Origin of the sequence: Pseudomonas sp. BIGb0278, from assembly GCF_024809895.1 — a bacterium.
Taxonomy (GTDB): Bacteria; Pseudomonadota; Gammaproteobacteria; order Pseudomonadales; family Pseudomonadaceae; genus Aquipseudomonas; species Aquipseudomonas shirazensis.
The window spans coordinates 1,431,389-1,443,716 of the sequence record NZ_JANUEL010000001.1 but is presented as its reverse complement, the minus strand read 5'-3'; the positions used below and the strand labels follow the sequence as shown (position 1 = coordinate 1,443,716).

Annotated in this window: 12 protein-coding genes; 2 read left to right on the top strand and 10 right to left on the bottom strand. The window is 62.0% G+C overall.

Annotated elements, in window-relative coordinates; all coding sequences use genetic code 11:
• Positions 1-69 precede the first annotated feature (69 nt).
• The 6 genes from M2396_RS06575 to M2396_RS06550 all read right to left on the bottom strand — a co-directional run bounded on the left by M2396_RS06575 (position 70) and on the right by M2396_RS06550 (position 6,778).
• Positions 70-1,086, bottom strand: coding sequence for an ABC transporter permease (locus tag M2396_RS06575; RefSeq protein ID WP_101319104.1), 1,017 nt, complete (start codon positions 1,084-1,086; stop codon positions 70-72).
• Positions 1,086-2,147 (bottom strand): microcin C ABC transporter permease YejB, encoded by a 1,062-nt coding sequence (locus M2396_RS06570; RefSeq protein WP_150572649.1) that lies wholly within the window; start codon positions 2,145-2,147, stop codon positions 1,086-1,088. Before M2396_RS06570 ends, M2396_RS06575 begins: the two co-directional genes overlap by 1 nt.
• On the bottom strand, positions 2,144-3,961 hold the full coding sequence (locus tag M2396_RS06565; protein ID WP_259073940.1) for an extracellular solute-binding protein: 1,818 nt from the start codon (positions 3,959-3,961) through the stop codon (positions 2,144-2,146). The genes M2396_RS06570 and M2396_RS06565 overlap by 4 nt, the downstream gene beginning before the upstream one ends.
• Before the next feature lie 127 nt (positions 3,962-4,088).
• Positions 4,089-4,370: a peptidylprolyl isomerase gene (locus tag M2396_RS06560; RefSeq protein WP_259073939.1), complete on the bottom strand. Its 282-nt coding sequence runs from the start codon at positions 4,368-4,370 to the stop codon at positions 4,089-4,091.
• A 141-nt stretch (positions 4,371-4,511) separates the two neighbouring features.
• Entirely contained in the window at positions 4,512-5,579 is a 1,068-nt protein-coding gene (locus M2396_RS06555) for a 3-deoxy-7-phosphoheptulonate synthase (protein WP_259073938.1), read from the bottom strand.
• 533 nt (positions 5,580-6,112) lie between these two features.
• The gene (locus M2396_RS06550; RefSeq protein WP_101319114.1) at positions 6,113-6,778 is read right to left on the bottom strand and encodes a response regulator transcription factor; all 666 of its coding nucleotides are present in this window, start codon (positions 6,776-6,778) and stop codon (positions 6,113-6,115) included.
• A gap of 202 nt (positions 6,779-6,980) precedes the next feature.
• On the opposite strand from M2396_RS06550, the gene M2396_RS06545 reads away from it, so the two are divergent.
• Positions 6,981-7,616: a response regulator transcription factor gene (locus M2396_RS06545; RefSeq protein ID WP_259073936.1), complete on the top strand. Its 636-nt coding sequence runs from the start codon at positions 6,981-6,983 to the stop codon at positions 7,614-7,616.
• A 10-nt stretch (positions 7,617-7,626) separates the two neighbouring features.
• On the opposite strand, the gene M2396_RS06540 is transcribed toward M2396_RS06545, so the two are convergent.
• Complete coding sequence (locus M2396_RS06540; protein ID WP_259073935.1) at positions 7,627-8,271, bottom strand: pentapeptide repeat-containing protein; 645 nt, start codon at positions 8,269-8,271, stop codon at positions 7,627-7,629.
• Between the two features lie 97 nt (positions 8,272-8,368).
• Positions 8,369-10,228 carry a quinoprotein ethanol dehydrogenase gene (gene exaA, locus M2396_RS06535; protein ID WP_150572646.1) on the bottom strand — a complete coding sequence of 620 codons (1,860 nt, stop codon included), beginning with the start codon at positions 10,226-10,228 and terminating at the stop codon, positions 8,369-8,371.
• Positions 10,229-10,485: 257 nt separating this feature from the next.
• Between exaA and pedF the strand changes: the two genes are divergently transcribed.
• Positions 10,486-10,923 (top strand): cytochrome c-550 PedF, encoded by a 438-nt coding sequence (gene pedF / locus M2396_RS06530; protein WP_101319122.1) that lies wholly within the window; start codon positions 10,486-10,488, stop codon positions 10,921-10,923.
• Positions 10,924-11,000: 77 nt separating this feature from the next.
• Here the strand turns inward: pedF and M2396_RS06525 are convergent, their stop codons facing one another.
• The gene (locus M2396_RS06525; RefSeq protein WP_220633550.1) at positions 11,001-11,756 is read right to left on the bottom strand and encodes a hypothetical protein; all 756 of its coding nucleotides are present in this window, start codon (positions 11,754-11,756) and stop codon (positions 11,001-11,003) included.
• A gap of 62 nt (positions 11,757-11,818) precedes the next feature.
• Complete coding sequence (locus M2396_RS06520; RefSeq protein WP_188035863.1) at positions 11,819-12,280, bottom strand: hypothetical protein; 462 nt, start codon at positions 12,278-12,280, stop codon at positions 11,819-11,821.
• Between the last annotated feature and the right edge of the window lie 48 nt (positions 12,281-12,328).

Below are 12,328 nucleotides of genomic sequence, written 5' to 3'. Positions count from 1 at the left end.
CTCTAGAGTGGGAGAGGGCGGAGCAGTCCAGAGTTCAATCGATTCGCGGCGCGGACAGTTGTGCCGGGCTTAAGCACGCGGGTCAAATGCCTCGCGCAGCGCATCGCCGATGAATACCAGCAACGACAGGATCAATGCCAAGGCAAAAAATGCGGTAAAGCCCAACCATGGCGCTTGCAGATGCTGCTTGCCCTGGGTCACCAGTTCACCCAGCGACGCGCTGCCGGCAGGCATGCCGAAACCGAGGAAGTCCAGTGCCGTCAGGGTGGTGATCGCCCCGGTGAGCATGAACGGGACGTAGGTCAGGGTCGCATTCATGGCATTGGGCAGAACATGGCGCAGCATCACCTGCATGTCCGTCAGGCCGAGCGCACGTGCCGCCTTGACGTATTCAAGGTTGCGCCCGCGGAGAAACTCGGCACGCACCACGTCGACCAGCGCCAGCCAGGAAAACAGCGCCATGATCCCCAGCAACCACCAGAAATCCGGTTCGACGAAACCGCTGAGAATGATCAACAGGTACAGCACCGGCAGGCCGGACCAGACTTCCAGCAGGCGCTGGCCAAGCAAGTCGACCCAGCCGCCGTAATAGCCCTGCAAAGCGCCGGCAGATACGCCAATCAGCACGCTGATGGCGGTCAAGGCGAACGCGAACAGCAGTGACACGCGAGTGCCGTACAGCACCCGAGCCAGCACGTCCCGGCCTTGATCATCGGTACCCAGCCAATTGCTCGCGGAGGGTGGGCTGGGGGTGGGTACCTGCAGATCGTAGTTGGGGGTGTCGGCACTGAACGGGATCGGCGCAAACAGCATCCAGCCGCCCTGATCCTCGATCAGCTGACGCACATACTGACTGCGATAGTCGGGCTGGAACGGTAATTGGCCGCCAAATTGCTGCTCGGTGTAGCGCTTGAGGGCCGGTACATACAACTCGCCCTTGTAGCCGAGCAGCAGCGGCTTGTCGTTGGCGACCAGCTCGGCGCCCAGGGTCAGCACCAGCAGGCCGGCAAACAGCCACAGGGCAAGCCAGCCGCGGCGGTTGCGGCGAAAGCGTTGCAGGCGGCGCAGGGTGACGGGCGAGAGCATCAGTGCGCCCTCCCGTCGAAGTCGATCCGCGGGTCCAGTACGGTGTAGCAGAGGTCACCGATCAGGCGAATCAGCAGCCCGGCCAGGGTGAAGATGAACAGCGTGCCGAACACCACCGGATAATCCCGCGAGACCGCTGCTTCATAACTCATGCGGCCCAGGCCATCGAGCGAGAAGATCACTTCGATCAGCAGGGATCCGGCGAAAAACACCGTGATCAGCGCCTGGGGTATGCCGGCCACTACCAGTAGCATGGCATTGCGCAGCACATGCCCGTAGAGCACCCGTCGCTCGCTCAGGCCTTTGGCGCGAGCAGTCACCACGTATTGACGAGAGATTTCTTCGAGAAACGCATTCTTGGTCAGCAGGGTAAGCGTGGCGAAACCGCCGATCACCAAGGCACCTACAGGCAATACCAGATGCCAGAAGTAGTCGGCGACCTTGCCCAGCACACTCAACTGATCGAAGTCCTCGGAAACCAGCCCGCGCACCGGGAACCAGTTCAACGAGGTGCCACCGGCAAACAACACGATCAACAGCAAGGCGAACAAGAATGAGGGCAGGGCGTAGCCGATCACGATCAGCGCGCTGCTCCAGGCATCGAAGCGGCTACCGTGGCGCACGGCCTTGCGGATGCCCAGGGGGATCGACACCAGGTAAGTGATCAAGGTCGCCCAGAAGCCCAGCGACAAGGTCACCGGCAGCTTCTCCACGATCAGATCGGTAACCTTTGCCCCGCGAAAGAAACTGTTGCCAAAATCCAGCCGGGCGTACTGACCCAGCATCAGCCAAAGCCGCTCGGGGGCAGTCTTGTCGAAGCCGTACTGGCGCTTGATCTCCTCGATCAGTTTCGGATCCAGGCCACGGGTGGCCCGGGACTGTGCATGAACCACTTCGCTGCCGGCGCCTGGCGTACTGCCACCGCCGATACCCTGCAAGCGCGCTACCGCCTGTTCGACCGGCCCGCCAGGCGCGGCCTGAACGATGGCGAAGTTGACCAGCAGAATGGCCAGCAGGGTTGGGATGATCAGCAGCAAGCGGCGCAGGATATAAGCGGTCATGGCGAAGCCTTCAGCCGTTCGGCCATCTGCTCATTGGTCAGTGCGGTCGGGCTGATCTCCCACCAGGTATCCAGGCCTTCATCATAGGCGGCCTGGACCTTGGGCCGGCCAAAGCGGTTCCACCATACCGTGGAGCTGCCGGGCGGGTAGTAGTTGGGGATCCAGTAGTAATTCCATTGCATCACCCGGTCCAGTGCATGCGCGTAACGGCGCATGCTGACCTGGCTGTCGGCCTGCACCAGCCCAGCCAGCAGGCTATCCACGGCGGGGTCCTTGAGCACCATCAGGTTGTTCGAACCTGGGTCGTTGGCGGCCGCCGAGCCGAAGTAGTTGAACAGTTCGCTGCCGGGCGAGAGGGTCACCGGATAGCCGGTGACGATCATGTCGTAGTCGCGCGCCATCAGCCGGTTGACGTATTGCGCCGCGTCGACGTTGCGAATGTTCAAGGTGACGCCGATTTGCGCCAGGTTGCGCTTCCACGGCAGCAGCATGCGCTCAAGCCCTGCCTGGCCGTTGAGAAAGGTGAACTCGAACGGCTGGCCCTCGGCGTTGACCAGGCGGTCACCAAGCGGCCGCCAGCCGGCAGCTTGTAGCAGTGCCAGTGCCTGAAGTTGTTGCTGGCGGACGATCCCTGAAGCATCGGTCACCGGCGCGGTGAACACCCGCGTAAAGACCTCGTCCGGCACGCGACCGCGTAGCGGCTCAAGCAACTCCAACTCTTGCGCATCCGGCAGCTCCCGGGCAGCCAGCGGCGTGTTGGCGAAGATGCTCTGCTGGCGGATGTACATGCCGCGCATCATCTGCCGGTTGCTCCACTCGAAATCCCAGAGCATGGCCAACGCCTGGCGTGTGCGGCGATCCTTGAACATCGGCTGGTCGAGGTTGAATACAAAACCTTGGGCCACCTGCGGCTTGGCTGGGCCCAGGTGGGCGCGCTGCAAACGACCGTCGTCGAGCTGCGCGCCGTTGTAACCGAGGGTGTAGGCGGTGGCCGAGAACTCGCGGTTATAGTCAAAACCGCCACCACGCAGCACCTGCCGGGCGACCTCGGTATCGCCAAAGAACTCGATGCGCATGCGTTCGAAATTGTAGCGGCCACGGTTGACCGGCAGGTCCTTCGCCCACCAGTTCGGGTCGCGCTCGAAGGTGATGCTGCGGCCATTGTCGATCTTGCCGATGCGGTACGGGCCGCTGCCCAGCGGTTTGCCGAAGCCGGCACCCGTGGCGAAGTCGCGCTGCTGCCAGTCGTGCTCCGGCAGTACCGGCAACGTGGCCAGGTCCAGCGCCAAGGTGCGCCCATGGGGTTGCTTGAAGTCGAAGCGGACAGTCCGCGGGCCCTCTATGACAACCGCCGCAACCTCGGCAAACTGCGTGCGAAACTTCAGGCTGCCTTTGCTCAACAACAGCTCATAGGTAAAGCGCACGTCTTCTGCGCGGACGGGTTTGCCGTCGGCGAACGTCGCGCGGGGATCGATCTCGAAGCGCAACCAGGCGTCGTCCGGCCCGCGTTCCATACGCCGAGCAATCAGGCCGTAGACCGTGTAGGGCTCGTCGAACGAACGTACTGCCAGTGGCGCATACAGCCAACCGTCGACTTCGCTGACGCCGGTGCCTTGGTCGATATAGGGCAGGACATGGTCGAACTGGCCAATCTCCATCGCCGAGCGGCGCAGGCTGCCGCCTTTGGGGGCGTCAGGGTTGACGTAGTCGAAATGCTGGAAGGTATCGGGGTAGCGTGGTGCTTCGTCATAGACCGTAAGGGCGTGCCTGGGCTCCGCCTGGGCGAAGGTGACAAGGCAACCGGTAAGCAGCATTGTCACCGGACGACAAAAGCGCCCAATACGCGCGATAGCGCCTCCCCGGCATGCGCCAGGTCGGTCGCCATCGCGAGCCAGGCCCGGCGCCGCAGCGAAACTGCAGAGACGGGCAGGCAAGACTGGATCAGTCCTGACGGCTGGTCACTTCCAGCAGGTGGTAGCCGAACTGGGTCTTGACCGGACCTTGAACTTCATTCAGCGGCGCGCTGAAGACCACGGTGTCGAACTCCTTGACCATCTGGCCTGGGCCAAACGAACCCAGATCACCGCCTTGGCGGCTGGATGGGCAGCTGGAGTTGGCCTTGGCGACTTCAGCGAAATCATCGCCGCCCTGGATCTGAGCTTTGAGCTCGTTGCACTTGTCTTCGCTGCTGACCAGGATGTGGCGGGCGGTGGCTTTGGCCATGGGAAATGCTCCTTTTGAATGAGTCCGCAAGCCTAGCGCAAACCACACGCGGTTGTCTGCCATGGTTGCTGTCGCTGGCAGCCAACACCGTTTGCAGGGCGCCGCAGCTGCCGCTGCTGCGCGCCGTGTCCGCGCCGGGTACTACTGACGCAGGCGCATGGCGCAGCGTTGCAACAGTCGCTCGCTGGCCTCCCAGCCAAGGCATCCGTCGGTGATCGATACCCCGTAGGCGAGGTCGCCTTTGCCCAGGGCCTGGCAGCCATCGTACAGATGCCCCTCAAGCATCATGCCGACCACTGATTGATCCCCCGCCAGCCGCTGCGCCAGCACATCGTCGAACACGGCTGGCTGCCGAGCTGGGTCCTTGCCGCTGTTGGCATGGCTGCAGTCGACCACGATGCGCGCAGCGAGCCCCGCCTTGGTCAGGCTCTGACGCGCACGAGCGATGCTCTGCGCATCGTAGTTAGGCCCATCATGGCCGCCGCGCAGGACCAGGTGGGTGTCTGCGTTGCCCAGCGTATCGATGATCGCCGGATGACCCTGAGCGTCCATGCCAAAGTGCCGATGCGGATGGGCGGCGCTGCGCATGGCATCGGTCGCAACCGTGATACCTCCGTCGGTGCCGTTCTTGAACCCCACCGGCAGCCGCAGACCGCTGACCATCTCGCGGTGAATCTGCGACTCGGTGGTGCGTGCACCAATCGCTGCCCAACTGAGCAGGTCATCGAAGTAGCCGGCAGCCATCGGCTGGAGCAATTCGGTGGCGATCGGCAAGCCGCGTTCAAGCATGCTCAGCATCAAGCCACGGGACAGGGCGATACCGGCGTGCATGTCGTCGCTGCCGTCCAGATGCGGGTCGTAGGCCAGGCCCTTCCAGCCGACTGTAGTACGCGGCTTTTCGACATAGGCGCGCATCACCAGCAGCAGCTTGTCGTCGACCTTGCGGCTGAGTGCAGCGAGGCGGTCGGCGTATTCCAGCGCTGAGCGTGGGTCATGAATCGAGCACGGGCCAACAATCACCAGCAGGCGCGAGTCGCGGCCTTCGAGAATGGCGCGGACGGCCTGGCGGTGCTGCTCCACTTGCTGGGCAAGTTCAGGCGTGAGTGGCATTTGCTGCTTGAGCAGGTGCGGGCTGGGCAGGCGCTGGCTGACAGCGGAGTTGGCAGCAACAGGTTCGGTCAGGGGCAGGGCGAGGGTAGCGGCTTGCATAGTTCTGTTTCCCTGGGCGGACAGCGGGTTGAGGCCCGCGTGGTCGGCCCTATCGAGGTGTTCGACAAATCGTCAAATGCGGTTCTTGTGCGGCATCGCCACCGGAAATCGACCGAACGGAGGCGGCAGGCTGGCCCGAACGGGATTGGCTAAATCGCCAGGTATAGGTGGCTGCGCGGTAGGAAGTGCGGTAGTTCATGTTGAAATCCTCGATATGTTTGGTGTTTTTCAAAGGCCTGGAAACGCAAAACCCCCGGTCGGGAAGCCGACCGGGGGTTGAGTATTCTCATGTTCGGCGGCCCCTCGAAGAGTGGGCGCCGTTGGGTATCAGCGGCGCCTAGTGGCTAAACCAATACCCAAAATAAACGGTGGAGACGACCGAACCAGGCACGACAGCCAGCAGCCGGCGCGCAGTGCGTGCGGTGCAGGTGGCAGTGTGGTGGTGGCTGTGGGTCATGTTGCACTCCAGTGATTGAGTCCGAGCTTACTGCACCTGCAACGACGCATTCAATGGCTGAATGCGCTTTTTTATGTCAGCGCCGCAGGTAGGCGGTGAAGTCGATATCGCCGGCGCTGAGGATCGCCTGCACCCGGTTGTGCACATTCAGCTTGCGCAGGATCGCCGACACGTGAGCCTTGACCGTGGTCTCGGCAATGTCCAGGTGGTAGGCAATCTGCTTGTTCGATTCGCCCTTGGTCATCCGCTCAAGTACCAGCAGTTGCTTGCGGGTCAGCGCCTGCAGCAGCTCCGGGGCGAAGCTCTGCGCTTCGCTGACCGCGCGGCGGGTGCCGGGCTTCTGCGTGCGGATGATGTCCGGTGGCAAGTAGACATTGCCGTTGAGAATCTGCTCGATGGCGTCGGTCATCTGCGCCCGCGGCGAGGACTTGGTGATGAAGCCGACCGCGCCATAGGTAATGGCCTGGAGCACCACCTGCTTGTCCTGCTCGGCCGAGACGATTACCACCGGAATGGTCGGCGCCTCGTTGCGCAGGTTCATCAAACCGCCCAGACCGTGCATGCCGGGCATGTTCAGGTCGAGCAGGATCAAGTCGAGGTCGTCGTTTTCGCAGGTCATCGCCAAAGCGCTGTCGAGGTCGGCGGTTTCCATTACCTCGCTGCCTGGAAATCCATCGGCAATCACGTTGTGCATGGCCTCGCGGAACAATGGGTGATCGTCGGCGATGAGAATCTTGTACATGGCTGTGCACCTTATTGTTGTATGTGTGCTCGCACGCAGGGGCAGTTCGCTTGGCAGCAGCCCTCGTTATGCCGCTATTAAGAGCCGGTAGCAAGGCTTTGTGAATGCGACCATCGCCATGCGAAGCAGTACCAAAGTAGTAGGTCTGGGCAGCGGCAGGGCTTCTAGCATGGAGGCCTGCACTGTACAGGAGGCACAAGGCATGGCCATTTTGCTGGTAGACGACCACCCGTTGCTGCGCGCCGGCATTACCGCGACCCTGGCCCAGGCGTTGCCGCAGATGCCCTTGCTGCAGGCCAGCGATGGCGAGCAGGCGCTGGCCATGGTGCAGGCGCAGGTGCCGGGGCTGGTGATCATGGATTTCGAGCTGCCGGGCATCAGTGGCCTGGAAACCACCCGCCGTCTGCGCCAGCGTTTGCCACAGCTACGCGTGCTGTTCCTCAGTGAACATGCGCAACTGAGCCTGGTGCGCCAGGCATTGGCGGCTGGGGCTTGCGGCTTTCTGTCCAAGCAGGTCACCCCTGAGGTACTGGTCGAGGCGGTGCGCAAGGCCCTTAGCGGACATGCCTATATCGAGCAGGGCTTGGCGACCGCGTTGGCCTGTCAGCCCGCGCAGGCTGAGACCGACTGTCTGCATGGCCTGACGCCGCGCGAGGCCGAGATTTTCCTGCTGCTGGCCAAGGGCACGGCGTTGCGCAGCATTGCCAGCCAGCTGTGTATCAGCAGCAAGACCGTGTCCAATCACCTGACCCTGCTCAAGAGCAAGTTGCGCGTCAGCAGCCAAGCGGAGCTGGTCCACCTGGCGCTGCAGGCAGGGTTGCTCAAAGCGGTCGCCTGAGCAGGCCGGTTTACTTCCAGGTCTGCGGGCAGCCTTGGCAGCCTTCCATGTTGCTGTCCTGGAAATTCGCATAGTGCTGACGGGTGCCGCGCAAATCAGCATTTTCCAGATTGCTCTCGCCAAGCTTGGCTTCCTGCAGATTGGCATCGGCCAGGCTTGCGCCCTTCAAGTCGGCTTTGCTCAGCCAGGCCATCTCAAGGTCTGCCGCCTGCAGCTTGGCGCCGTGCAGTTTGGCCCCGGACAGGCGTGCGAATTCCAGATAGGCCGCTGACAAATCGGCATTTTCAAAATTGGCGCCTTGCCCGTACATGCCCCAGGCCTGTACCGCGACCAGTGTTGTGTTCTGCAGTTGCGCCAGGCGCAGGTTGCTTTGCTGCAGGCTGGCACGGGTCAGGTTGGCGCCGCGCAGGTCGGCTTTTTCCAGGTTGGCCAGATCCAGCCGGGCATGGCGCAGGTTGGCCTCGCGCAGGTCGGCGCCAGACAGGTCGATCTTGCGCAGGTCCTGATTGCTCAGGTCGGCGCCGCGCAGGTTGGCGTTGGCGCACTTGCTTTCGGCGGCGATCACGCAGCCATTGATGGTCAGTGGGGCATCGCCCAGTTCATCTGCAACAACCGGGCTGAGCGCCAGAATCAACGCGAAGGGAAGGTAGTTCATGGTGGCTCCTCAGAGGAGGGCAAGGCCCTCGTTCACGGCGCTTGGCCGCAGCCACAACCAGCGTACGAGGCGCTGGTTGTGGCCGCAACCAGGCAACTCAGCGCTGGGCTGTCTTGCTGTCCCAGGCCGGGATCTTGAACACCCAGAACGAGCCGCCCTGTGCCACAGGTTTGGTCAGCTCGGCCATGTCGCCACCCCACAGCGGTACCGCGCCACCGTAGCCGACGGTTACGCCGATGTACTGCTCACCGTCCTGGTCCCAGGTGATCGGCGGCGAGACGATGCCGCTGCCGGTCTGGAATTTCCACAGCTCCTCGCCGGTCTTGGCGTTGAACGCCTTGAAGTAACCGTCGCCGGTACCGGTGAACACCAGGTTGCCTTTGGTTGCCAGCACGCCAGCCCAGAGCGGCAGGCGCTCCTTGTGCTCCCAGACCATCTTGCCGGTGGTTGGGTCCATCGCGCGCAGGGTGCCGACGTGGTCGTCATACATGCGTTTGATGCGGAAGCCCATGCCCAGGTACGCCGAGCCCTTCTTGTAGTTGACCTCTTCGGTCCAGTATTCCTCTTTCCACTGGTTGGCCGGCACGTAGAACAGCCCGGTGTCCTGGCTGTAGGCCATCGGGTTCCAGTTCTTGCCACCGAGGAACGGCGGCGAAACTTCGACTGGCTTGCCCTTGGTCTGGCCTGGTTCAGGCTTGGCCGGACGCTGCCCTTCGTTTTCCACCGGGCGCCCAGTCTTGAGGTCGATGTGGCTGGCCCAGGTGATGTTGTCGGCGAACGGGAAGGCGTTTTTCAACTTGCCGTTGGTGCGGTCGACTACGTAGAAGAAGCCGTTGCGGTCAGCATGCGCGGTGGCTTTGAACTGCTTGCCGTCCTTGTCCTTGTAATCGAACAGGACCAGTTCGTTGTTGCCGGAGAAGTCCCAGGCATCGTTCGGCGTGTGCTGGTAGAACCACTTGACCTCACCGGTGGTGGGGTCGACGCCGACCTGGCCGGAGGTGTACAGGCTGTCGTAGTCGTGCGGGTTGCCGTCCTTGGAGGTGCGCGCCCAGGTGTTCCACGGGCCAGGGTTGCCGGCGCCAACAATGATGGTATTGGTTTCGGCATCGAAGCTGGCGCTCTGCCAAGGAGCGCCGCCGCCGTGGCTCCAGGCCTCGACCTTGCCGGTTGGCGAGCTTGGATCATCCGGCCAGGACGGCGCTTTGACGTCGCCGGTCGGGGTGCTGTCCTTGCCGTTCAGGCGGCCCATGTGGCCTTCGACAAACGGTCGCATCCAGACTTCTTCGCCGGTGTCCGGGTCACGTGCATACAGCTGACCCACCACGCCGAACTCATCGCCCGAGCTGCCGTGAATCAGCAGTACCTTGCCGCTCTTCTGGTCTTTGATCAGGGTTGGCGCGCCGGTCATGGTGTAGCCGGCGCTGTGGTCGCCGAACTTCTTGTTCCAGACCACCTTGCCGGTGTCCTTGTTCAGCGCCACCACCCGTGCATCGAGGGTGCCGAAGAAGATCTTGTCGCCGTAGATGGCCGCGCCGCGGTTGACCACGTCACAGCAGGGGCGGATGTCGTCCGGCAGGCGGTGGTTGTAGGTCCACAGGCGCTTGCCGGTCTTGGCGTCGAGGGCAAATACCCGCGAGTAGGAGCCGGTGACGTAGATCACGCCGTCATTGATGATGGCCTGGGATTCCTGGCCGCGTTGCTTTTCGTCACCGAAAGAAAACGACCAGGCCGGGGTCAGTTTGAATACGTTCTGGTCATTGACCAGCGCCAGTGGGCTCCAGCGCTGGGCGTTGGTGCCCATGCCGTATTGCAGCACGTTACCGGTGGTCTTGTGGTCGTCGGCGATATCTTCCCAGGTAACCGGCTTGGCCTGGGCAGCGCCGCCGCAGGCCAGGCTGGCCAGGAGCAGGGCGGCAGAAAGAGGCGAAAGCAGGGCGGGTGATGTTCTTGTTGTCATGGTGGAGTTCCCAGTGAGGTTGTGCCTGGTTAGCCTGGAACGCCGCCGCTGATCGAGATACGGAAAAAGTCCCGGTCACTGCGGGAAATCTTCCCAGTCCGGACATGATTTGGCACTGCGCCGCAAGCGCTACTACCAAGGGATAAGGGTGCGACCCCCAAAGCAGCATGTGGCCGCTGGCCCTGGCTTTCTAGGATGGTCGGGCCGCCTCCGTTCGAGAGGCGCAGCGTGCAACTTCAGCAGTCGAGGGCAGAACAATGACAACCCCTAAAAGCGCCTGGCACCTTTCCCTGTTGCTGGCTGGCCTGTGCGCCGCCGGTGGCAGCTTCGCCCACGGCAACGTAACGCCATCGGCGGTCAATACCGATGGGCTGGAGCCCTTGGGTAGTGAATGGCGTAGCGAAAACCCCTACCGCAACAGCAAGGACCATGACAAAGCGCTGTCGATCGGCGCCTCGGCCTATAACCAGAACTGCGCCGCGTGCCATGGCCTCGAGGCCAAGTCCGGTGGCATCGCTCCTGATCTGCGCATGCTCGATGAAGGCGCCGTCGGTGATGAGTGGTTTGTCGAGCGGGTGCGCAACGGCGCGGTGCGCGACGGGCGGGTGTACATGCCGAAGATGGCCGACTTTCTCAGCCAGGAGGCGCTGTGGGCGGTGCGTACGTATCTGGACAGTGTGCATGTCACCGAGTGAACCGCGACCTGTACTGCTGTGATGCGCAGGCCGCGGGGAGGGAGCCAGGGCCGCAGGGCGGCCTGGGGCATCAGCGCTCAGTCGGGTGGCTCAATGGACGGTTCTTGCGCCTTCTGCGACTCGTCCATTTGTCTCAGGATGTCTACCAGCGAAGGGATCTTTGGCTGTTCGAAGTCGCCACCAGGGGTTTGGGACTGCTTGAGCAGTCCTTCGATCGAGTCCCGGTGCCCTGGCGGGTAGCGCATCAGTTCGAGTTCGCCCAGGTTGTCTATGAATTCAAGCGTTCTACGTACATCCAGACGCCCGTCAGACTCGTGGTCGCGCAACAGTGCGTTTTGCTGGACCCATGCATTGTCCATGTCCTGTCGAGCTTCCCAGGCGGCGTACCGCTCTACGCTGGTATAGGCGCCACTTTCGTCTTCGAGGATGGCGACAACCTCTTCGCGCGAGAGATGAGCAAAGGGGTTGGCAGTGTCACGCTGCCCCCGTACCACCCCCGCGATGTACTTCGCGGCCTGTTGACTCTGCTTGAGCCGTTCGGGTGAAGCCTCTGCAGGAATCTCATTTAGTGCCACAGACGCATTACCCAAACGCTTTATCTCGGCGTTGACCTTGAATATGAAACTGTCTGGGCCATAGACGCGCTGAAATTTTTCTTCCAGTTGTTTTTGCGTGAGTGTGGCCTTGGCGCTGAGCGCCATGCCTTCAGCAGACAGTTGTACTTCACTACCGGCTTCCGGCTTGCTGGCAACGTTGGCAGTCACCGGCGCGGATCGCGATGTCGCCGTTGCCAAAACAGGGCGAGGCACGCCCTTTAATGTCGTGTCTATCATGCGTAGAGTCCCTTGACCGGGAGGGTTGCACAGGCGTGCACTCCTCCCGCATTGATGAGCGACTATTTGATCGTGAAAGTCACGCTGTAGTCATAGGGCGGCGAACTGTTAATGCGGGTTGTCTTGGCCTCGCACGTGGCCCGGGTTGATCCGACAGACGTTGCCTTTTTGTCCCATTTCACCAGAGGTAATGAGACGTGAGATGTTTCGAATTTGCACTCTTTGCGACCTGATTTATAGGTAAAACGCAGGCCAGAGGCAGAAGAGGACGCACTGTTCAATTTGAATTGAGTTGAAGATTTTTCGCTGATAGGTCCCGGAGCAGGGTCGAGGGAACCAAACGCATATTGGTAGGTAAACGTGGCAATGGAAGTTGTCTCATTCTTCACCGTCACACTCACGACGGTGTTGCTCCAGGCATTCGCCATGGGCGCTACTACTGTCAGGATCACTGCAGCGATCTTTAGCCGATACATGTACTTTCCTCCTAGTGCTTTCAACGCCCCCTGAATAAGCGGCGCCACTCGATATCCGGGGTGAGAAAAAGTGCTCAGGCCCAGACACCTGACATG